The organism is Polaromonas sp. (genome assembly GCF_049790275.1).
Classification (GTDB): Bacteria; Pseudomonadota; Gammaproteobacteria; order Burkholderiales; family Burkholderiaceae_C; genus Polaromonas.
The window spans coordinates 25,091-45,875 of sequence record NZ_JBAQYR010000135.1 but is presented as its reverse complement, the minus strand read 5'-3'; the positions used below and the strand labels follow the sequence as shown (position 1 = coordinate 45,875).

The 20,785-nt window shown below is 61.9% G+C and carries 20 protein-coding genes; 11 read left to right on the top strand and 9 right to left on the bottom strand.

Annotated features, from left to right (window positions below):
* Positions 1-27 precede the first annotated feature (27 nt).
* The 9 genes from WA904_RS18450 (at position 28) to WA904_RS18410 (ending at position 10,463) form a co-directional block, all read left to right on the top strand.
* The gene (locus tag WA904_RS18450) at positions 28-939 is read left to right on the top strand and encodes a LysR family transcriptional regulator (RefSeq protein WP_425198582.1); all 912 of its coding nucleotides are present in this window, start codon (positions 28-30) and stop codon (positions 937-939) included.
* Between the two features lie 128 nt (positions 940-1,067).
* Positions 1,068-1,892, top strand: coding sequence for a putative hydro-lyase (locus WA904_RS18445; RefSeq protein WP_425198581.1), 825 nt, complete (start codon positions 1,068-1,070; stop codon positions 1,890-1,892).
* A gap of 12 nt (positions 1,893-1,904) precedes the next feature.
* A complete protein-coding gene (locus WA904_RS18440; RefSeq protein ID WP_425198580.1) occupies positions 1,905-2,867 on the top strand; it encodes a TRAP transporter substrate-binding protein in 963 nt (320 codons plus the stop codon).
* A 101-nt stretch (positions 2,868-2,968) separates the two neighbouring features.
* A complete protein-coding gene (locus WA904_RS18435) occupies positions 2,969-3,478 on the top strand; it encodes a TRAP transporter small permease (protein WP_425198579.1) in 510 nt (169 codons plus the stop codon).
* 17 nt (positions 3,479-3,495) lie between these two features.
* The gene (locus tag WA904_RS18430; RefSeq protein WP_425198578.1) at positions 3,496-4,788 is read left to right on the top strand and encodes a TRAP transporter large permease; all 1,293 of its coding nucleotides are present in this window, start codon (positions 3,496-3,498) and stop codon (positions 4,786-4,788) included.
* Between the two features lie 37 nt (positions 4,789-4,825).
* Positions 4,826-5,803 carry a TRAP transporter substrate-binding protein gene (locus WA904_RS18425; protein ID WP_425198577.1) on the top strand — a complete coding sequence of 326 codons (978 nt, stop codon included), beginning with the start codon at positions 4,826-4,828 and terminating at the stop codon, positions 5,801-5,803.
* 132 nt (positions 5,804-5,935) lie between these two features.
* The gene (locus tag WA904_RS18420) at positions 5,936-9,568 is read left to right on the top strand and encodes a hydantoinase B/oxoprolinase family protein (protein WP_425198576.1); all 3,633 of its coding nucleotides are present in this window, start codon (positions 5,936-5,938) and stop codon (positions 9,566-9,568) included.
* A gap of 9 nt (positions 9,569-9,577) precedes the next feature.
* Positions 9,578-9,937, top strand: a complete 360-nt coding sequence (locus WA904_RS18415) for a hypothetical protein (protein WP_425198575.1) — start codon at positions 9,578-9,580, stop codon at positions 9,935-9,937.
* The gene (locus WA904_RS18410; protein WP_425198574.1) at positions 9,918-10,463 is read left to right on the top strand and encodes a DinB family protein; all 546 of its coding nucleotides are present in this window, start codon (positions 9,918-9,920) and stop codon (positions 10,461-10,463) included. Before WA904_RS18415 ends, WA904_RS18410 begins: the two co-directional genes overlap by 20 nt.
* Before the next feature lie 123 nt (positions 10,464-10,586).
* Here the strand turns inward: WA904_RS18410 and WA904_RS18405 are convergent, their stop codons facing one another.
* Positions 10,587-11,102 carry a ComEA family DNA-binding protein gene (locus WA904_RS18405; RefSeq protein ID WP_425198573.1) on the bottom strand — a complete coding sequence of 172 codons (516 nt, stop codon included), beginning with the start codon at positions 11,100-11,102 and terminating at the stop codon, positions 10,587-10,589.
* A 197-nt stretch (positions 11,103-11,299) separates the two neighbouring features.
* Between WA904_RS18405 and WA904_RS18400 the strand changes: the two genes are divergently transcribed.
* Together WA904_RS18400 and WA904_RS18395 are read left to right on the top strand one after the other, a co-directional pair.
* A complete protein-coding gene (locus WA904_RS18400; RefSeq protein WP_425198572.1) occupies positions 11,300-11,752 on the top strand; it encodes a CBS domain-containing protein in 453 nt (150 codons plus the stop codon).
* 13 nt (positions 11,753-11,765) lie between these two features.
* Positions 11,766-12,113, top strand: a complete 348-nt coding sequence (locus WA904_RS18395) for a cytochrome C (protein WP_425198571.1) — start codon at positions 11,766-11,768, stop codon at positions 12,111-12,113.
* Between the two features lie 20 nt (positions 12,114-12,133).
* On the opposite strand, the gene rfaD is transcribed toward WA904_RS18395, so the two are convergent.
* The 8 genes from rfaD to WA904_RS18355 all read right to left on the bottom strand — a co-directional run bounded on the left by rfaD (position 12,134) and on the right by WA904_RS18355 (position 20,767).
* A complete protein-coding gene (rfaD, locus tag WA904_RS18390; protein ID WP_425198570.1) occupies positions 12,134-13,150 on the bottom strand; it encodes an ADP-glyceromanno-heptose 6-epimerase in 1,017 nt (338 codons plus the stop codon).
* 13 nt (positions 13,151-13,163) lie between these two features.
* Complete coding sequence (gene rfaE1, locus WA904_RS18385; protein ID WP_425198569.1) at positions 13,164-14,111, bottom strand: D-glycero-beta-D-manno-heptose-7-phosphate kinase; 948 nt, start codon at positions 14,109-14,111, stop codon at positions 13,164-13,166.
* A 123-nt stretch (positions 14,112-14,234) separates the two neighbouring features.
* The gene (gene lapB / locus WA904_RS18380; RefSeq protein ID WP_425198568.1) at positions 14,235-15,380 is read right to left on the bottom strand and encodes a lipopolysaccharide assembly protein LapB; all 1,146 of its coding nucleotides are present in this window, start codon (positions 15,378-15,380) and stop codon (positions 14,235-14,237) included.
* Positions 15,370-15,642: a LapA family protein gene (locus WA904_RS18375; RefSeq protein ID WP_348072326.1), complete on the bottom strand. Its 273-nt coding sequence runs from the start codon at positions 15,640-15,642 to the stop codon at positions 15,370-15,372. Before WA904_RS18375 ends, lapB begins: the two co-directional genes overlap by 11 nt.
* Positions 15,643-15,695: 53 nt before the next feature.
* Positions 15,696-16,007 carry an integration host factor subunit beta gene (locus WA904_RS18370; RefSeq protein WP_096664686.1) on the bottom strand — a complete coding sequence of 104 codons (312 nt, stop codon included), beginning with the start codon at positions 16,005-16,007 and terminating at the stop codon, positions 15,696-15,698.
* A gap of 57 nt (positions 16,008-16,064) precedes the next feature.
* The gene (gene rpsA / locus WA904_RS18365; protein ID WP_425198567.1) at positions 16,065-17,750 is read right to left on the bottom strand and encodes a 30S ribosomal protein S1; all 1,686 of its coding nucleotides are present in this window, start codon (positions 17,748-17,750) and stop codon (positions 16,065-16,067) included.
* Between the two features lie 139 nt (positions 17,751-17,889).
* Entirely contained in the window at positions 17,890-19,878 is a 1,989-nt protein-coding gene (locus WA904_RS18360) for a bifunctional 3-phosphoshikimate 1-carboxyvinyltransferase/cytidylate kinase (RefSeq protein WP_425198566.1), read from the bottom strand.
* Between the two features lie 10 nt (positions 19,879-19,888).
* Positions 19,889-20,767, bottom strand: a complete 879-nt coding sequence (locus WA904_RS18355) for a prephenate dehydrogenase (RefSeq protein ID WP_425198565.1) — start codon at positions 20,765-20,767, stop codon at positions 19,889-19,891.
* Positions 20,768-20,785 lie beyond the last annotated feature (18 nt).

Genomic DNA, 20,785 nt, shown 5'->3' with positions numbered 1-20,785 from the left:
GACAGCCCCTGTAGGGTCCCCCCCGCCATGAACCTCCGCTTTGTTGAAGCCTTCTACTGGGTGGCCACACTCAAAAGCATCTCGCGCGCTGCTGAAAAGCTGTATTTGACCCAATCCGCCATGTCCAGCCGCATTGCCACGCTGGAAGATGAACTGGGCGTGCTGCTGCTGGACCGCCGCGACAAGCAGTTCAAGCTGACCGGGGCGGGCGCACGCTTTTTGCAATACGCCGAGAAACTGCTGGCACTGCAGCGCGAGGTCAAGGCCGAGATGGGGTCCGGGCAGACCATGGCGGTGTCGATGCGGATAGGCGCCATCGAGTCGGTGCTGCATTCATGGCTGATACCGTGGCTCGAAAAACTGCGTGCCGACTATCCCGGCCTGGAGCTGGAATTGACTGTGGAGACCACGCCCATCCTGATTGACCAGATGCAGCGCGGAACGCTGGACCTGGTTTTTGCGGTCTTGCCTGCCTCCGCCGAGGGTGTGCGAAACCATGCGCTTCCGGCCATGGACATGGTGTTTGTCGGTCACCCGGACCTGCACAAAAAAAGGAATTACAGGCTTGACGAACTTGCCGGCATGGAATTATTGACCTTCCAGAAGGGCTCGCAGCCGCATGTCACCCTGCTGGACCTGTTCAGGACGCACCGCATGGAGCCCAAAAAGGTGCATGCGATTTCCTCGATTTCTGCCATGGTGCAGCTGGTCCAGGGCGGCTTCGGGGTGGCCTTGCTGCCGCGTGCCGCGGTCGAGCGGCTGACCGGTTTTGCCCGGCTGAAACCATTGACCTGCGACGCGAAACTGCAGTCCCTGCCCATCCATGCCAGCTACCGCACGGACCCCAGTTCGAAAACGGTGGAAACGGTTGTGCAATCGGCGGTTGCATTCGCGGGGAACCGGAAAAACGCACCAAAAGGGCGTCAGAAAGCCGTCTAAAGGTAAACCCCTATCATCGAAAAAATCGATGACGTAAGCAAAATATTTTGAATTTGCTGAAGGCCAGCGACGCTCACACAATTCGCCCATCGTCATGAAAGTGACACACACAAACGGGGAATTTTCTGGTGAGCACATCGACTGAATCGGCACTCTCGGTTTTCGGCGCAGGCGGCGTCAACGATGCCGCGCACGTTCGCAGCGTCATCCGGCAGGGCCGCTGGACTTCGCAGACGAGCGGTCTGGCCAATGGCCACGTGCAGGGCAACGTGGTCATCCTTCCGGCAGCTGAAGCCGGGGACTTCCTGCGCTACTGCCAACGCAACCCCAAGCCCTGTCCGGTGCTGGCGGTTTCTGAGCCAGGCCAGGCAGAACTGCCGGCGCTGGGCGCAGACATTGACATCTGCACCGACCTGCCGCGCTACCGAGTGTGGCGCCATGGCGAACTGGTCGACGAGCCCACCGACATCGGTGCGCTGTGGCGAAAAGACATGGTGACATTTGTGCTCGGCTGTTCGTTTTCTTTCGAGCAAGCCCTGCAGGAAGCGGGTTTGCGCATCCGGCACATTGACCAGGGCAGAAATGTTCCGATGTACCGCACAAATACCGCCACCGAGCCGGCGGGCCCCTTCCATGGACCGATGGTGGTCACCATGCGGCCGTTCAAGGCGGCCGATGCGATCCGCGCCGTTCAGATCACCTCGCGTTTTCCTGATGTGCATGGCGCGCCTGTGCACATCGGCGATCCGGCCCAGATCGGCATTGCCGACCTCGGCAAGCCCGACTACGGCGATGCCGTCGAGGTGCTGCCGGACGAAATTCCCGTTTTCTGGGCCTGCGGTGTTACGCCGCAGGCGGCCATCATGCAGGCCCGTCCCGAGTTCTGCATCACCCACGCACCCGGCGCGATGCTGATTACCGATCTTTTGAACCACCAACTTGCCAGTTTCTAAAAGGAGCTTTTCATGAAGACACTTATTTTCGGTTTGACGCTTGCCTGTACCGGGCTTGCCCAGGCCCAGACCAAATGGGATTTGCCCACCGGCTATGGTGCCAACAGCTTCCAGACCCAGAACGTGCAGCAGTTCGCCAATGAGGTGGATCAGCTCACCGGCGGCAAGCTCAAGATCACGCTGCACCCCGGCGGATCGCTGTACAAGGCCAACGAGATCAAACGCGCAGTGCAGACCGGCCAGGTGCAGGCTGCCGAGTTCATCCTTTCCGGCGCGGCCAACGAGAACCCGCTGTTCGGCATTGACTCCATCCCCTTTCTGGCTACCAGTTACGGTGATGCGAAGCGACTGTATGTGGCTGCCAAACCGGCACAGGACAAGCTGCTGGCCTCCCAGGGTGTCAAGGTCCTGTTCACCGTGCCCTGGCCCGGCCAGTCGCTGTATTCGCTCAAGCCCATCAGCACGCCGGCCGACTTTGCCGGTACCAAGATGCGTGCCTACAACCCGGCGACCACACGTATTGCCCAGCTCCTCAAGGCGCAACCCGTGACCATCCAGCTTGCCGAACTGGGGCAGGCGCTAGCGACCGGCGGTGTGCAGAACTTCCTGACCTCCAGTGCCAGCGGTGTGGAAAGCAAGCTGCATGAGCAGGTGAAGTACTTCTACCCCGTCAGCGCCTGGTTGCCGCGCAACGCGACGGTGGTGAGCCAGAAGGCGTTTGACGCGCTGGACAAGCCCACGCAGGACGCGCTGCTCAAGGCCGCTGCTGCTGCCGAACAGCGTGGCTGGGCAACCAGCGAAAAGCTGGATGGTGAATACATGAAAGAACTCGCTGCGAAGGGCATGACCATCAGCGCACCTTCAGACAGCGTCAAGAAGGAACTCGCCGTCATCGGCGAGACCATGACGGCTGAATGGCTGAAGACCGCGGGCGCCGATGGCCAGGCTGTGATCGACGCTTACCGCAAGAAGTAAGCGGCTTCCCGCGGCGGGCGGGTCTGTGCAACGCAGACCTGCTGACAGAGGGCCCGCCGCTTTCCTTTCTCTTCCTTTTTTGATCGATGCAGGAGCACGTGATGGGCAAACTCGTCCAGAATTTTTACAAACTGCTGATGGGTCTGTCCTGCGCGGCCATGTTGGCGGCCTTCGGCAGCATCATATTGGGTGTGCTGGCGCGCGAGGCGAACTGGGACATTCCCGGCCTCGATGCCTATGCCGGTTACGCCATCGCGGCAGCCCTGTTTCTTGCGCTGCCCGGCACGCTCAAACATGGCGACCACATCCGTGTGACCCTGGTGCTTGAACGCGTTTCTCCCAGGGTGCGCGGCTTTCTTGAATGGTGGTCACTGGGTGCGGGTCTGGCCCTGACGGCCTATGTGGCCTGGTACGCCGTGCGGCTGGTCTGGGTGTCGTACAGCACGCATGACATCTCGCCGGCAGCCGATGCCTCGCCCCTGTGGATTCCGCAGATCGCCATGGCGCTGGGCTGTATCGGTTTTGCGCTGTCCTTTGTGCAAGCCCTGGTCGAACGCTGGCATGGCGGCATTTTCATTGCTGTCTCCAGCGAAGCCGCCCACATCGAATAAGTCCCGGAAAGAAAAAAATGGATATCGTCATTGCCTTCGGGCTGATCGTGCTGCTTTTTGCGGCGCTGGGGTCTGGTTTGTGGATAGGGCTGTCCTTGCTGGCCGTGGCCCTGCTGGGAATGGAATTGCTGACCCAGCGGCCGGTGGGGGACAGCATGGTATTGACCATCTGGGGCTCCACTTCCAGCTGGACGCTGACCGCGCTGCCGCTTTTTCTGTGGATGGGGGAAATCCTGTTTCGCAGCAAATTGTCCGACAGCATGTTCAAGGGCCTGGCGCCCTGGCTGGACCGCTTGCCAGGCCGCCTGCTGCATGTCAACGTGGTGGGCTGCACCATCTTCGCCGCCATTTCGGGGTCGTCAGCGGCCACGTGCGCCACTATCGGCAAGATCACCTTGCCAGAACTCAAGAAGCGTGGCTATCCCGACGACATTTCCATCGGGACGTTGGCCGGCGCAGGTACGCTGGGCCTGCTGATTCCGCCATCCATCATCATGATCGTGTATGGCGTGGCAGCCAATGTGTCGATTGCCAAGCTGTTCCTGGCCGGTGTGATCCCCGGCCTGATGCTGGCTGCGCTGTTCATGGGTTACATCATGGTGTGGGCCCTGTTCAACAAGGACAAGGTGCCGGCAGCTGACGCGGCCATGAGTTTCGGCCAGAAAATATACGCTTCGCGTCATCTGATTCCGGTGGTGTCGCTGATTGTGGTGGTGCTCGGTGGCATTTACAGCGGGATAGCCACCGCCACCGAAGCCGCCGCCCTGGGGGTAGCAGGCTCGCTCCTGCTTGCGGCCATCGAGGGTTCGCTGGACTGGAACAAATTCAGGGAAGGGCTCGTTGCCGCCTGCCGCATCTATTGCATGATCGGCCTGATCCTCGCCGGCGCGGCTTTCCTGACCCTGTCCATGGGTTTCATCGGCCTGCCGCGGCACCTGGCTGAATTCATCGGTGCACTTCATCTCTCCCCCTTCATGCTGATGCTGGGGCTGATCGCCTTCTTTATCGTCCTGGGTTGTTTCCTCGATGGCATTTCAGTTGTCGTGCTGACGATCGCCGTGTTGCTGCCAACCGTGGAAGCCGCCGGATTCGATCTGGTCTGGTTCGGCATCTTCATCGTGCTGGTGGTCGAGATGGCACAGATCACACCCCCCGTTGGTTTCAACCTTTTCGTCATCCAGGGCCTGACGCGGCGCGAAGTGACCTGGATCGCACGTACGGCGTTGCCCCTGTTTTTCCTCATGAATACCGCGGTACTGATCACTTACTTCTTTCCCGATGTGGTGCTGTGGCTGCCACGTCACATGTAGTCCAACAGCAAGAAGCCACTTCTTTTCAGGAGTTCCCATGAAAAAGCTTTTGATCTCCGCCTTGTGCGCGGTTTCGCTGGGTCACGCCTCCACCGTGATGGCCCAGACCACCTGGAAGCTGGCGACGGGCTATCGGGCTGAATCCTTCCATACGCAGAACATCATGCAGTTCTCGCGCGACATCGAGCAGGCAACGGCCGGCCAGTTGAAGATCCAGGTGCATCCCAACAACACGCTGGCCAAGCTGGGCGAGATCAGCCAGGCGGTGCAGCAGGGCAAGGCAGAGGCCGGCGAGACCATCATGACCAGCATGGTCAAGGACATCCCTATCGCTGGCGCCGATTCGATTCCTTTTGTGGTGGGCACCTACAAGGATGCCGACCGCATGTGGAAGCTGCAGCGTCCGGGCATTGAAAAGCATTTTGCCCAGCGCGGCCTCAAGCTGCTGTATGCCGTGCCCTGGCCGCCGCAAGGCCTGCATTCAGGCAAACCGGTGCGGGGGCTGGCCGATTTCAAGGGAACCCAGATGCGTACCTACAACCAGACCACCTTGCGCATTGCCGAAATGCTGGGCGCCAAACCGGTGGATGTGGCCATGGTGGATGTGGGCAAGGCGCTGGCCGAAGGACGCATGGACAACATGATCACCTCGGCCCTGACCGGCGTCGAAAACAAGGTCTGGGGACCGATCAGGTATTACTACGAGATCAATGCCTGGTTTCCAAAAAACGTGGTGTTTGTGAGCAGCAAGGCCTTCGATGCGCTCAAACCTGCAGCGCGTAACATGGTCATGAAAGCAGCGGCAGATGCCGAAACCCGCGGATGGCTGGCCAGCCAGGCGCTGGCCAGCAGCGCCACCGAGGAGCTGCGCCAGAATGGCATCAAGATCGAACGTATTCCCGCGGACCTGGAGGTGGAGATCAAGCGCATGGGCGAGAAGTTCTCGCGCGAATGGGTACGATCCGTGGGCAACGAAGCCAATGACATTTTTGTGCCGTATTACATCCAGCAATAGACGGGTACCTCGTCCCTGCGCATCATGGCGTAATCTTGCTTCTGTACGGCAGGGCATACATATTTTCATCAGACCGCTTCCTCGGTGGATCAATCCGCGGCGGCTACCCATCAAAGAAAACTTCGAAAACATATGCAAAAACCCAATCCCACCCCTGATACCAAACGCTGGCAGTTCTGGATAGACCGGGGCGGCACCTTCACCGACATCGTGGCCAAAAAGCCTGACGGCTCGCTGGTCACGCACAAGCTGCTGTCCGAGAACCCCGAGCAGTACCGGGATGCGGCGGTTGCCGGCATACGCCACCTGTTGGGGTTGAAGGCGGGTGAAGCCATTCGCGCCGACGTGGTGGACTGCGTGAAGATGGGCACCACGGTGGCCACCAACGCCTTGCTTGAGCGCAAGGGTGAGCCAACCCTGCTGGTGACGACGCGAGGGTTCCGCGATGCGCTGCGCATTGCCTACCAGAACCGTCCCCGCCTGTTCGACCGCCACATCGTCTTGCCCGAACTGCTGTACAGCGCCGTCGTGGAAGCGCACGAGCGTGTCGGGGCCCAGGGAGAAGTTCTCCAGGCGCTGGATGAAGTGCTATTAAAACAGGAGCTGTTGGCGCAATACCAGAAAGGGCTGCGTAGCGTTGCGATTGTGTTCATGCACGGCTACCGCTACACCGATCATGAAAAAGCGGCCAGCCGTATTGCCCGCGAAACCGGTTTCACGCAGATCAGTACGTCGCATGAAACCAGCCCGATGATGAAGTTTGTCAGCCGCGGCGATACGACCGTGGTCGATGCCTACCTCTCACCCATCCTGCGTCGCTATGTGGAGCAGGTCGCCGGAGAGATGCCGGGCGTCAAGCTGTTCTTCATGCAGTCGTCGGGCGGCCTGACTGACGCGCATGTGTTCCAGGGCAAGGACGCCATCCTGAGCGGACCGGCGGGCGGCATCGTCGGCATGGCGCGCACGGCGGCGATTGCGGGGCATGCGAAAGTGATTGGCTTCGACATGGGCGGAACGTCCACCGATGTCTCGCATTACGCCGGCGAGTTCGAGCGCGAGTTTGAAACCCAGGTCGCCGGCGTGCGCATGCGAGCGCCGATGATGAGCATTCACACAGTCGCGGCCGGCGGCGGCTCCATCCTCAAATTCGACGGCGAGCGTTTCCGGGTGGGCCCGCAAAGCGCGGGCGCCAACCCAGGCCCGGCCAGCTACCGCCGCGGCGGCCGGTTGGCCGTGACCGATGCCAACGTGATGGTGGGCAAGGTGCAGCCGCGTTACTTTCCCAAGGTGTTCGGCCCGAATGCCGATGAACCCCTGAGTTACGAGGCGGTGCAGGCACAGTTCAACGAACTCGCCGGCCAGACCGGCCGCAGCGCCGAGGTGGTGGCCGAGGGTTTCATCAACATCGCCGTTCAGCAGATGGCCAATGCCATCAAGAAGATCTCCGTGGCGCGTGGTTATGACGTGACGCGCTACACCCTGCAGTGTTTCGGCGGCGCGGGTGGGCAGCATGCCTGCCTGGTGGCCGACGCACTGGGCATGACCAAGGTGTTTGTGCACCCGCTGGCCGGCGTGCTGAGCGCCTATGGCATGGGCCTGGCCGACCAGAACGTGATTCGTGAACAGGCCGTGGAGCTCAAGCTGACGGAGGCAGCAGTGCCCGAGATCGCCGCAACGCTGGAAGGCCTGGCAACGACGGCGCAGGCTGAACTCCAGCGCCAGCAGGTGAGTACCGGCGCCATCACCATGCACCGGCGCGTGCATGTGCGATACGAAGGCAGCGATTCGGCCCTGGTCGTGCCTTTCGGCACGCTGGACCAGATCGAGGGTGGCTTTGAAGCAGCCTACCGCCAGCGGTTTGCCTTCCTGATGCAAGGCAAGGGGCTGGTGGTTGAAGCGGTGTCGGTCGAGGCCGTGGTCGCCGGGGACGCCCCTGCGGAGCCGCGCCACCACACGCACGAACCGCGTGAAGTGCCGCGCCGGGAAACGGTACGTATGTATTCGGGAGGCCAGTGGCACGATGCCGCGCTGGTGGTGCGTGAGGATCTTCAGCCGGGCGACATTATTTCCGGCCCGGCCATCATTGCCGAGAAAAACGCGACCACCGTGGTTGAACCGGGCTGGGAGGCGGCCCTGACCGCGCTGGATCACCTGGTGCTGGACCGCCGCGCGGAGCGCGCCATCAAGTTTGCAGCGGGGACCACCGTGGACCCGGTGCTGCTGGAAGTGTTCAACAACCTCTTCATGAACATCGCCGAGCAGATGGGCCTGCAGCTGCAGAACACCGCCTACTCGGTCAACATCAAGGAGCGGCTGGATTTCAGTTGCGCGCTGTTCGACACCGAAGGCAACCTGATTGCCAATGCGCCGCACATGCCGGTGCACCTGGGTTCCATGGGCGAAAGCATCAAGACGGTGATCCGCGAGAACGCCGGAAAAATGCAGCCGGGTGATGTGTATGTGCTCAACGACCCCTATCACGGCGGCACGCACCTGCCCGACATCACGGTGATCACACCGGTCTACCTGGGCAGCGCGGACTTGCCGACCTTTTATGTTGGCTCGCGCGGCCACCATGCGGACATCGGAGGCACCACGCCGGGTTCCATGCCGCCGTTTTCGACACGCATCGAGGAAGAGGGCGTACAGATCAACAACGTCAAGCTGGTCGAACGCGGCGTGCTGCGCGAAGCCGAGATGGTAGCGCTGCTGAAAAGCGGCCAATACCCTTCGAGGAATCCGCAGCAGAACCTGGCCGACCTGAAGGCGCAGATCGCCGCCAATGAAAAAGGCGTGCAGGAGCTGCGCAAGATGGTGGACACCTTCAGTCTGGAGGTGGTGCTGGCCTACATGCGTCACGTGCAGGACAATGCCGAGGAGTCGGTGCGCCGCGTGATCACCCGGCTGAAAGACGGCGCCTTCACGCTGCCGCTGGACAACGGCGCGCAGATCCAGGTGGCGATCCGGGTGGACACGAAAAACCGCAGCGCGGAAATCGACTTCACCGGCACTTCCCCCCAGCAGACCAACAATTTCAATGCCCCGACGGCGGTGTGCATGGCGGCAGTGCTGTATGTGTTCCGTACGTTGGTGGACGACGACATTCCGCTCAACGCGGGCTGCCTGAAACCGCTCAAGGTCATCATCCCGGCCGGCTCCATGCTGAACCCGAACCCGCCGGCCTCGGTGGTGGCAGGCAACGTCGAGACCTCGACCTGCATCACCAACGCGCTGTATGGCGCACTCGGCGTGATGGCGGCCAGCCAGTGCACCATGAACAACTTCACCTTCGGCAACGAACGGCACCAGTATTACGAAACCATCTCGGGTGGTTCCGGCGCCGGTGGCGAGATCGACGTGGACGGAAAAATTTCCAAGGGCTTCGACGGCACCTCGGTCGTGCAGACGCACATGACCAACTCGCGCCTGACCGACCCCGAGGTGCTGGAGTTCCGCTTCCCGGTGCGGCTGGAAAGTTACGAGATCCGCCAGGGCTCGGGCGGCGCCGGGCGCTGGCACGGCGGCAACGGCGGCGTGCGGCGTGTGCGCTTTCTCGAACCCATGACCGCAAGCATTCTGTCGAACGGCCGCAAACACGGCGCGTTTGGCATGGCCGGGGGGGAACCGGGCCAGGTCGGCCGCAATGTGGTGGTGCGCGCCGGCGGGCAGATCGAGGCGCTGGAGCACATCGGTCAGGCAGAGATGTTGCCCGGTGATGTGTTCGAGATTCATACGCCGGGCGGTGGCGGCTTCGGCAAGGCCTGAGGTGCATCCGTGGCTTTGACATCCTCCGTGCGGCTATGGTTTTCCCGTTCGCGAGGGGGAAACCTGGTGGATGTGGCAGCGCCTGGCGTGGAACTTGACACCATCCGCTCCGCCATGTTCCTGATGGTGTCACCCTGCAGCGAAGCTCACCAGGCGCGTGCGCACTGCCAGATTCATCAGGCGGCATCGGTCATGGCGTTGTGGCTGCTTAGGGCCGATCTCTTTCATTACCTTGCACAGGACATGGGGGAGTCCGAGGCTGTGCGCCGAGTCAACGGGCTCCTGCCCCTGTTTGCAGACGACGTGCCGGGTGCTGCAGACTGCGGGAAAATTCCCGACAATGGCAGGCATGAACGAAGCCTTCATTGACAACTACCGCTTTCTGGCAAAGTACAATCGCTGGATGAACCAGCGCCTGTATGCGGCCTGCGAAACCCTGGGTGACGAAGAACGCAAACGCGAGCGCGGCGCCTTTTTCGGCTCCCTCCACCGCACGCTGAATCACCTGGTCGTTGCTGACCAGATCTGGTTGCGGCGGTTCGCCCAGTGCGGACTGGACCATGGCATCACGCTCGCCGGCCTGGACAGCGCCGTGCTGGACCTGCCGCCGGGCAGCCAGCTTGACACCGTGCTGTTTGACGGCTGGGATGAGCTGCGTGCCAAGCGTGAGCAGCTCGACGCCGCCATCGAAACCTGGATGGCCGGCCTGCCCGAGACCTACTCGCAGCTCACCATGCGTTACAGCAACAGCAAGGGTGTTCAGCGGGAGCACCCGGCCTGGCAGGCCATGACGCATTTTTTCAATCACCAGACCCACCACCGCGGCCAGGCCACCACGCTGCTTGCACAGGCGGGTATGGACGTCGGTGTGACCGACCTGATTGCACTGGTCTGAGCCGGGCAGCGCTGCTGACGCTCTCTATTTGATATCCATCTTCGACCGTCGCATAAGGGCCAGCGGCCAAAAATGGCATGAAAAAACCCACCATCCGGCGGGTTTTTTCGGAGGCTGGACGGCTTATTTCTTCGTGGCGTCTGTTTTTGCGCCTACCTTGACATCAGCTTGAGTCTCAGCCTTGGGCGTCAGCGCCGCCTTGGCGTCCCTGGCTGTCTCCTTGACCGCGTCCTTGGTGCTGATGGCTGCGCCCTTGACGGCGTCTTTGGTGGCCACGGCAGCGTCCTTGGCTTTTTCGGTGATAGGCTTGTCGGCGGTTTGGTCTGCCTTGGCTCCGGCCTTTGCTTCCGCTTTCGCCTCAGCCTTGCCGCCAGCCTTGTAGCTGGTGCCGTTCACTGTCATGCCATCGGCTGAAAATTTGGCAGCGCTGTCTGTGCCCACGCCCTTGACGCGGGTCACAAAATCATTCCAGTCCTTGAATGGCATTTTCTTGCGCTCAGAGATGATCAGCGCGGACTTGACCGGCCCAATGCCCTTGATGCTGTCGAGCTCGGCGGGTGTGGCACTGTTGACTTCCACCGCGGCAAAGGCCACGGCGACATACATGGCCGCAATAAAGGCCAGCAGTTTTTTGAACATCAGGAAGCTCCTCAAAATGGATGGGTGAAGCAGGTGATCCCTCCCGTGAACCAGGATGTCCCGCGTTTAACGGCTGCTGCAGCCGTCAAGTTGACCGACCCGTGTATTTGCGCTGGATCAACGCAGCAGGCGCGGGGAAAGGCATAAGCTGCAGTATCGCCACAAAGAAGCCTCATGGAGGCCAAAAGGAGTCGGACATGACCACTCGTTTGAAAGACTTTGCAACCGCTGTGGTGGCGGTGGTTGAGCTTGAGACTCCGGCCCTGGTGGCCGCCCAGCTGATGCGCAAGCACCATATCGGCGCGCTTGTTGTTGTCGATGCAGCGGAAAAGAGCCGGCCGGTCGGCATCCTGACCGACAGGGACCTGGTGCTGGCCCTGATGGCCGAGGGGCTGGACCCCGAGGTGTTTACCGCCGGGGACATCATGTCCGTCGAGCTTGTCAAGGCGACCCCCGAGATGGATGCGATGGACGCGGTGGCATTGATGCGCAGGCACCGGCTGCGCCGGCTGGTCATCGTCGATGAGGCGGGCCGGTTGACGGGTGTCGTTACGATGGAGGACATTCTGGAGTTGTTGACGCGGGAACTGGCCGATCTGGCCGCCGGAGTGATCGGTGCCAGGGACCGGGAGTTCGAGCAGCGCGCTTGAGGAGATCTCCGTGATGAGTAAAAAGTGGCTTGTCGTTCTTGCGATTGGTTTTGTGGGCCTTGCCGGGCCTGTACATGCCCAGACAAAGACCGATGCCCAGCGCGGCGAACTGCTGTATTCGACACACTGCATCGGCTGCCATAACACCCAGATTCACTGGCGCGACAGGAAGGCTGCCAACAACTGGGCAAGTCTCAAGGCCGAAGTCGAGCGCTGGCAGAAAATCTCGGGGCTGGGCTGGCGGGAGGAAGACGTGACCGACGTGGCGCGTTACCTCAACGCCCTGTATTACCGTTTTCCTGAGCCGCCGGCCAATGCCGCTTCAACGGCAGATGCCACCGCACCGGCATATCCCCGCTGACGAGCGCCGGTACTGGCCGGTCAGGCTTTTGTGGCTTCGCCTTGGCTCAGTGCGCGCATGTAGGCTGCCACGCCGGTCTGCACATCGGCAAAAACATGCTGGCAGCCGGCCGCGCGCAGGGCCGACAGATCTGCCTGGGTGTAGCTCTGGTACTTGCCGACCAGCGCGGCAGGAAAGTCGATGTAGTCGATCAGGCTGCCGTGCGCGGCCTCTTCCAAGGTCAGCGGTGCGTCACCCTGCTGCTGACGCAGGGTGCTGACGACGGCCAGCGCCACATCGTTGAAGGGCTGAGCGCGGCCGGTGCCGAGGTTGAAGATGCCGGACTTTTCCGGGTTGTCGAAAAACCAGAGGTTCACAGCCACGACGTCATCGATGAAGACGAAGTCGCGCATCTGGCCGCCACGGCCATAACCGCCGTACTCGCCGAACAGCTTGACCTTGCCTTCGGCACGAAACTGGTTGAACTGGTGAAAGGCGACACTGGCCATGCGGCCCTTGTGCTGCTCGCGCGGGCCGTACACGTTGAAGTAGCGGAAGCCCGCCACCTGCGTGGCGGTGCCGGAAAAATCGGGTCCCAGTTCACGGCGCAGCCGCTGATCGAACAGCAACTTGGAGTAGCCGTAGACATTGAGCGGCTTCTCGAACTCCGCTGATTCGCGGAAGGTGTCCGAGCCGCCGTAGGTGGCGGCTGACGAGGCGTAAAGCAGCCGTGTGCCCTGCTCCTGGCAGGCTGCATAAAGTTCGCAGGACAGCGTGTAGTTGTTGTCCATCATGTACTTGCCGTCCGGCTCCATGGTGTCGCTGCAGGCACCTTCGTGGAAGACAGCTTCGACATCGCCGAACGCGGATTCCGCAAACAGCTCGTAAAAGTCGTCCACGTCGATGTAGTCGGCGATCTGCAGGTCGGCAATGTTGCGGAACTTGTCGCCGTCGGTCATGTCGTCGACGGCAATGATGTCGTCGATGCCGCGCGCGTTGAGGCCCTGGATGATGTTGGAGCCGATGAACCCGGCGGCTCCGGTAACCACGATTTTCATGACCATTCCTTTTTCAGAGGGCGGCGAACAGCTCGTCGTAGCTGACCGTCGCCGTGCCGAACTTGCCGACCACGATGCCGCCGGCCCGGTTGGCCACCGGCACGGCCTCGCGCAGGCTGAGGCCGGCCGCGGCCATGGCCGCCAGGGTGGCGATTACAGTATCGCCCGCGCCGGTCACGTCAAACACCTCGCGCGCCAGCGCCGGCACGTTCAGTTGGCCCTGCGCATCAAACAGCGTCATGCCTTCTTCGCTGCGGGTCAGCAGCAGCGCCTGCAGCTTCAGCGTTTCGCGCAGGTTTTGCGCCTTGGCCTGTAGATCCGCTTCATCGCGCCAGGGGCCGATGACATGCTCGAGCTCGGCGCGGTTCGGTGTGATGGCCGTGGCGCGCTGGTAACGCGAATAGTCCGAGCCCTTGGGGTCGACCAGCACCACTTTACCCGCTGAGCGGGCCTGATCAATCATCAGGGGGATGTGGGCCAGACCACCTTTACCGTAGTCCGAAAACAGCACCGTGTCGTGGTGCGGCAGGAGTTTTTCGAAAGCGGCGGTCTGTGAGGCAAGCACCTCGTTTTCGGGCGTGTTCTCAAAATCGAGCCGCAACAGCTGCTGCTGCCGGCCGATCACGCGCAGCTTGACGGTGGTCTTGAGCTGCGGGTCGCGCCCGAAGCAGGGAGTGATGCCGGAGCTGGCGACCAGGGCTTCCAGCTGGTGGCTGGCTTCGTCGTCGCCAACCACGCTCAGCAGCGAGGCCTGCGCGTTCAGGGTGACGATGTTGTAAGCCACATTGGCCGCCCCGCCCATGCGCTCTTCCTGACGCGTGACACGCACCACAGGCACAGGCGCTTCCGGCGAAATCCGGTCCACCGCACCGTACCAGTAGCGGTCCAGCATGGCATCGCCGACCACCAGCACGCGGGCCTTGGCAAGCTGTTCGCGGGACAGAGTTAAAGGTGTTGTCATACGAGTGATTTTCTTATGCCAGTGGACGCCGCGGATCTGGCTTTGCCAGGCCGCAGGTGTCCGCCCCCTGCAAGGGGGAGGGAGGCGAAGCCTCCACGGGGGTGTGCCAAACCTCTGGGGTGTTCATAACTCCTCGATCCGACGAGCAGGATAGCTGTCCCAGGCCTGGCAGCCGGGGCAGTGCCAGAAATGCTGGGTCGCTTCAAAGCCGCAGGCTGCACAGCGGTAGCGCATCAGGGGTTTGGTGGCCTTGTCCAGGGCGCGCTGGACCAGGGTGTGCTGGTGCTCGTCGCCCAGCTTTTCGCCGGCGATCCATTTCGCGGCAGCGACCAGCGAGGCTTCGCGTTCCAGGTGCTGGACATAACGCCTGCGCGGCGCTTCTGGCGCGGCATCGAGCTTGATGATGGCTTCCACCACGTCGATGGAAGGCATCTCTGCATAACTGGCCAGCAGCAGGTCCAGCGCGGCCTGCTGCTGGCCGCTTTGCTGCGCCATGTTGCCGAGCAGGCCGGCGGCCAGCGGCAAGGCTTGCGGCGCTGTTTTTTCGAGCTTCAGGAGGGTGGCAAAAGCATCCTGGTGCCGTCCGAGCTGGCCCTGCAGCTTGGCCAGGTCGATCAGGGGCCGGGGCGCAGCCGGCGCCAGGCCGGCTGCCTGCTGCAGGATGGCCAGCGCCCGGTCTGTATCGCCCGACGCCGTGGCGGCCAGCGCCTGCTCGCACAGGTAGTGCGCCTGCCGGGTGCTGAAGCTGCCGCGGCTGGCACTGTCCAGCTTGGCTGCAATGTCGGTGGCATGCGTCCAGTCGCGCGAACGCTCATAGATCGACAGCAGGGCGAGCCGGGCTTCCTCTTCGTACCCCGTACCTTCCAGTTTTCTCAGTGCCAGTTCCGCGCGATCCAGCAATCCGGCCTTCAGGAAATCAAGCGCCAGCGCATGCTGCGCGCGATCGCGCTCGGTCTGGGTCAGGTCGCCGCGGGAGAGCAGGTGTTCGTGGACACGCACCGCGCGTTCGTACTCGCCGCGCCGGCGGAACAGGTTGCCCAGCGCGAAATGCAGTTCGGAGGTATCGGGGTCGTTCTGGACGGCCTCGATGAAGGCGTCGATGGCCTGGTCCTGCTGCTCGTTGAGCAGAAAATTCAGGCCGCGAAAGTAGGCTTTGGGCGCTTGCCTGTTTTCTATCCGAAGCTGCCGTAAATCCAGCCGTGACGCCAGCCAGCCCAGGGTAAAAGCGACCGGAAACCCGAGCAGTACCCAGGTGAAATCAAATTCCATGGTGCATGGTGGACGGGTTCTCGCTGTGCGTGCTGTGGATGTTCAGCTTGGCATTTTTGCGTTTTTTCCACCAGCGCGGCATCATCATGAGGACGCCGGTGGCCAGACCGCAGGCAAAGGTGACCAGGACGACCAGCACCAGCGGTGCCTGCCACAGTGTGCCGAAAAAGAAGTAAACAGCAACGGCTTGCTGATTATTCAATGCGAAAGCAAACAGCGTAAAAAAAATGGCTGCCTTGAGCAGCCACATGAGATATTTCACTTGGGTCCCCTTGTGGTCCGGCAATTGTAGCCAGAGCCCTGTCGGGATGCCCTTTATTTGACGGGAGGTGCCAGCATTTCTTCGGTCCGGGTATCCACCGCTTCGCGCAGGGCTTTGCCCGGCTTGAAATGGGGAACACGTTTTTCCGGGATGGCGACACTTTCGCCGGAGCGGGGATTGCGGCCCATGCGCGGCGGACGCCGGTTGATGGAGAAGCTGCCAAAACCGCGGATCTCGATCCGGTGCCCACGTACCAATGCGTCGCTCATGGCGTCAAGAATCGTCTTGACGGCGTATTCGGCATCGCGGTGCGTGAGCTGGCTGAAACGGGCTGCCAGTTCTTCGACAAGATCGCTACGGGTCATAAGAATTTCCGGACAGCGAAATGGCGTGCCGGAGCACGCCATTTCGCCGGGGTCCGCTTATTTCTCGGTGTTTTCCATCTTGGCGCGCAGCAGCGCGCCGAGGTTGGTCAGGCCGGCGTTTTCACGCGAAGACTGCTGGCTCAGCGTTGCCATGGCTTCCTGCTGGTCCACATTGTCTTTGGCCTTGACGGACAGCTGGATGTTGCGGGTCTTGCGATCCACGTTCACCACCACTGCCGACACTTCGTCGCCTTCTTTCAGCACGTTGCGCGCGTCTTCAACGCGGTCACGGCTGATTTCGCTGGCACGCAGGTAACCAATGATGTCTTCGCCCAGGTCGATCTCGGCGCCCTTGGCATCCACGGTCTTGACCTTGCCGGTCACAACCGCACCCTTGTCGTTGATCGACACGAAGGTGGTGAACGGGTCGGAATCCAGCTGCTTGATGCCCAGGGAGATACGCTCGCGGTCCACGTCAACGGCCAACACGATGGCTTCGACTTCCTGGCCCTTTTTGTAGTTGCGAACAGCGGCTTCGCCGGGTTCGTTCCACGAGAGGTCGGACAGATGCACGAGGCCGTCGATGCCGGCAGCCAGGCCCACAAAGACACCGAAGTCGGTGATCGACTTGATCGGGCCCTTGACGCGGTCGCCGCGCTTGGTGTCCTGGGCAAATTCCTGCCACGGGTTGGCCTTGCACTGCTTCATGCCCAGGCTGATGCGGCGCTTGTCTTCGTCAATCTCGAGGACCATGACTTCAACTTCGTCGCCCAGGGTCACGAGCTTGCTCGGAGCCACGTTCTTGTTGGTCCAGTCCATTTCGGACACGTGGACCAGGCCTTCGATGCCGGGCTCGAGTTCCACAAACGCGCCGTAGTCGGCGATGTTGGTGATCTTGCCGAACAGGCGGGTGCTTTGCGGGTAGCGGCGGTTCACGCCCATCCATGGGTCGTCGCCCATCTGCTTCAGACCCAGCGACACACGGTTTTTCTCGGTGTCGAACTTCAGGATCTTGGCCACGATTTCCTGGCCGGCTGTCACCACTTCGCTCGGGTGACGCACGCGGCGCCATGCCATGTCGGTGATGTGCAGCAGGCCGTCGATACCGCCCAGGTCCACGAAGGCACCGTATTCGGTGATGTTCTTGACGATGCCCTTGACGGCAGAGCCTTCTTTCAGGGTTTCCATCAGCTTGGCGCGTTCTTCGCCCATGCTGGCTTCGACCACGGCGCGGCGGCTCAGCACCACGTTGTTGCGCTTGCGGTCCAGCTTGATGACCTTGAATTCCATGGTCTTGTTCTCGTAGGGAGACAAGTCCTTGATGGGGCGGGTGTCGATCAGCGAGCCGGGCAGGAAGGCGCGGATGCCGTTGACCAGGACGGTCAGGCCGCCCTTGACCTTGCCGCTGGTCTGGCCGGTGACGAATTCGCCGGATTCCAGGGCTTTTTCCAGGCTCATCCATGAAGCCAGGCGCTTGGCCTTGTCGCGGGACAGCAGGGTGTCGCCATAACCGTTTTCGACGGAGTCGATGGCCACGGAGACAAAGTCGCCGACCTGGACTTCGAGTTCGCCCTGGTCGTTCTTGAATTCTTCGAGGGGGACATAAGCCTCGGATTTGAGTCCGGCATTCACAACCACGTGGTTGTGATCGATACGCACGACTTCGGCGGTAATGACTTCGCCCGTACGCATTTCAGAGCGTTTCAGCGATTCTTCAAAAAGGGCGGCAAAAGATTCAGACATTGATTTTCCTAATCCACAGGGCAGGTTTCCGAGAGCACCATTGCTATCGTTTTTAGAGCTGACTGCGGCGTTTGTGTGCGGATGATCCGCGGGTTAAGTTAAATATTCCTGCTGACCGGGCACTGGCGTGCATTGAAGGTCAGAAGGGCCGTAAGCCTTGCCACCAGCTGAGCACCTGTTCAACCGATTCCTCGATCGACAGCGCGGAGTTGTCCAGTGGCCTGGCGTCATCAGCGGGCTTCAAAGGGGCGGATTGCCGTGACATGTCACGCGCATCCCTAGCCTCCAAATCCTGCTGAATCCCTGCAATTGTAGCCGGAATTCCCTTTGAAATCAATTGCTTATGGCGCCGTTCGGCCCTTTGGCGGGCGCTCGCCGTCAGGAAGATCTTCAGGGAAGCGTCCGGGAAAATCACGGTGCCCATGTCCCGGCCGTCGGCCACCAGGCCTGGCAGCTGCCGGAAGCTGTGCTGTAGGTCCACCAGCGCCAGGCGAACAGAGGGCAGGGCCGAGACGCGGGAAGCGTTCATGCCGGCTTCCTCGGTGCGAATGGTCTCGGTGACATCCTGCTCGCCCAGAAAGACCTTGCCGTCGGAAAAGCGGACCGGCAACTGCCTCGCCAGGGCCGCAATCGCCGCTTCCTGTGCCGGTTCGATGGCCAGGCCGGCCTGCATGGCCGCCAGGGCGGTGATGCGGTACATGGCGCCGGAGTCGAGGAAGTGGTAGCCCAGCCGGCGTGCCACCAGCGCGGCGACGGTCCCTTTGCCGGAGGCGGTCGGGCCGTCAATGCAGACCACGGGAATCAGCTCCGGTTCGCTGTGAGCCACCGAAAACAGGGTTTCAAAGTAGTCTGGGAAGGTTTTGGCCACGCATTTCGGATCCAGGATGCGGATGGGCAGCCTTGCGGGGTTGAACGCCGCCAGGGAAAAACACATGGCGATCCGGTGGTCGTCATAGGTGTGGATGGGCGCCGTTTGCCACAGCACCGGCGGTGTGATGCGAATGTAGTCGGCGCCTTCCTCGACACCGGCGCCAAGCTTGCGCAACTCGCAGGCCATGGCGGCGATGCGATCGGTTTCCTTGACGCGCCAGCTGGCGATGTTGCGCAGCGTGGTGCTGCCGTCGGCGTACAGGGCCATCACGGCCAGGGTCATGGCTGCATCGGGAATGTGGTTGCAGTCCAGGTCGATGGCCTTGAGCGGCCAGGCGCCGCGCCGGATGGTCAGGGTGTTGGCGCTGCTGTCGACAAGCGCGCCCATTTGCCGTGCTGCTTCGACAAACCGGATGTCGCCCTGGATGGAATCTGCGCCCACGCCCTGAATCTCTATGCCATTTTGGCCTGTAGCCGCCGTGGCTATTGCGCCAAGTGCTATGAAATAGCTAGCGGATGAGGCGTCGCCCTCGACATGGATGGCGCCGGGTGAACGGTAGCGGCTGCCGGCGGGGATCGTGAAACGCTGCCATCCGTCCCGCTGAACCTGGATGCCGAAACGTGCCAGCAGCTTGAGCGTGATGTCGATATACGGCCTGGAAATCAGCTCGCCGACGACTTCCAGCGTGATGTTCCGGCTTGCCACCAGCGGCAGCGCCAGCAGCAGGGCCGTCAGGAACTGGCTGGATACGTCGCCGCGCACCCGGATCGGGGCGTCCAGTGTGAGCTGGCCGGTCCGGATGCGCAGCGGCGGAAAACCTTCCTGCCCGAGGTAGTCGATACGGCAGCCGAGCTGGCGCAAGGCATCCACCAGGTCGCCGATGGGCCGTTCGTGCATGCGCGGAACGCCTGACAGCTCGAAGTCGCCGCCGAGCAGCGCCAGTGCGGCCGTCAGCGGCCGCATGGCGGTACCGGCGTTGCCCAGATACAGCACGGCATGTTTTTGCGCCAGCTGGCCTCCCAGGCCATCGATGACGGCCGTGGTGCCGTTTTGTGCCACCGTGCAGCCCAGCTGCCGGAGCGCAGCCAGCATGACCGCGGTGTCGTCGGATGCGAGCAGGTCGTGCACCGTGGTGCGGCCTTCGCTCAGGGCAGCGAGCAGCAAGACCCGGTTGGAGATGCTTTTGGAGCCGGGCAGGCGGACAGTGCCGCCTGCGGCCGTCAGTGCCGGGATGTCCAGGAACTCGGTATCGAACATGGCCCCGCGCCTATTTGAGGGATTTGGGGGGGGTGATTCGCCAGTTGGCGCGGGTATGGCTGGCATGGTCGATGCGTTCTTCCAGCGCATCGCCGTCGGCCTTGGCGATCAGTTTCTCGAGTGAATGCAGGGCATCCTGGAAGATCCTGGACTGTTCCAGCAGCTCTTCTCGGTTGGCGACCAGGATGTCGCGCCACATTTTGGGGTCGCTTGCCGCGATGCGGGTGAAGTCCCGGAAACCGGGGCCGGCCAGCGACAGGTAGTCCTTGCCCTGGGCCTGCCCGGAGATGCTGTTGATCAGCGCAAAAGCAATCAGGTGGGGCAGGTGGCTGACTGCGGCGTAAGCGGCATCGTGGGCCTGGGGGGACATCTTGATGACATTGCAACCCAGCGCCGTCCAGACATCGACAGCTTTCTGAAGCTGGACGGTAAAGGTGCGTTCGATGGGCGTCAGGATGACCTGCTTGCCCGTGTACAGGTCTGCATCGGCGTGCTCGACGCCGGACACTTCCTTGCCGGTGATGGGATGCGCCGGTACAAAACAGCCCACATTGTCGCGCAGCACCCGGCGTGCCGCATCGACCACATCGCGTTTGGTCGAGCCGACATCCATGATCAGTGTGGCGGGATTCACCAGATGGCGGATGGCCTTGAAAGTAGCTTCGGTGGCGGACACGGGGACGGCAAGCAGGACAATGTCGGCGCCGGAAACCGCCAGCAGGGCCGAGGGTGCTTCCACGTCAATAACGCCCATCTGCCGGGCGCGTTCGGTCGTGGAGGGTGATTTGCTGTAGCCCACAATGCGTTTGACCAGGCCCGCGCGCTTGAGTGCCAGCGCAAAAGATCCCCCCATCAGGCCGCAGCCGATCAGTCCCAATTGCTCAAACATGAAAGGGCGCCAGGATTG

Coding starts and splice junctions, on each gene's coding strand:
- WA904_RS18410 (WP_425198574.1), top strand. CDS start 9,918: ATGAACGAAGCCTTCATTGACAACTACCGCTTTCTGGCAAAGTACAAT.
- rpsA (WP_425198567.1), bottom strand. CDS start 17,750: ATGTCTGAATCTTTTGCCGCCCTTTTTGAAGAATCGCTGAAACGCTCT.
- WA904_RS18370 (WP_096664686.1), bottom strand. CDS start 16,007: ATGACCCGTAGCGATCTTGTCGAAGAACTGGCAGCCCGTTTCAGCCAG.
- WA904_RS18435 (WP_425198579.1), top strand. CDS start 2,969: ATGGGCAAACTCGTCCAGAATTTTTACAAACTGCTGATGGGTCTGTCC.
- rfaE1 (WP_425198569.1), bottom strand. CDS start 14,111: ATGACAACACCTTTAACTCTGTCCCGCGAACAGCTTGCCAAGGCCCGC.
- WA904_RS18450 (WP_425198582.1), top strand. CDS start 28: ATGAACCTCCGCTTTGTTGAAGCCTTCTACTGGGTGGCCACACTCAAA.
- WA904_RS18400 (WP_425198572.1), top strand. CDS start 11,300: ATGACCACTCGTTTGAAAGACTTTGCAACCGCTGTGGTGGCGGTGGTT.
- WA904_RS18355 (WP_425198565.1), bottom strand. CDS start 20,767: ATGTTTGAGCAATTGGGACTGATCGGCTGCGGCCTGATGGGGGGATCT.
- WA904_RS18425 (WP_425198577.1), top strand. CDS start 4,826: ATGAAAAAGCTTTTGATCTCCGCCTTGTGCGCGGTTTCGCTGGGTCAC.
- lapB (WP_425198568.1), bottom strand. CDS start 15,380: ATGGAATTTGATTTCACCTGGGTACTGCTCGGGTTTCCGGTCGCTTTT.
- rfaD (WP_425198570.1), bottom strand. CDS start 13,150: ATGAAAATCGTGGTTACCGGAGCCGCCGGGTTCATCGGCTCCAACATC.
- WA904_RS18395 (WP_425198571.1), top strand. CDS start 11,766: ATGAGTAAAAAGTGGCTTGTCGTTCTTGCGATTGGTTTTGTGGGCCTT.
- WA904_RS18440 (WP_425198580.1), top strand. CDS start 1,905: ATGAAGACACTTATTTTCGGTTTGACGCTTGCCTGTACCGGGCTTGCC.
- WA904_RS18420 (WP_425198576.1), top strand. CDS start 5,936: ATGCAAAAACCCAATCCCACCCCTGATACCAAACGCTGGCAGTTCTGG.
- WA904_RS18430 (WP_425198578.1), top strand. CDS start 3,496: ATGGATATCGTCATTGCCTTCGGGCTGATCGTGCTGCTTTTTGCGGCG.
- WA904_RS18360 (WP_425198566.1), bottom strand. CDS start 19,878: ATGTTCGATACCGAGTTCCTGGACATCCCGGCACTGACGGCCGCAGGC.
- WA904_RS18405 (WP_425198573.1), bottom strand. CDS start 11,102: ATGTTCAAAAAACTGCTGGCCTTTATTGCGGCCATGTATGTCGCCGTG.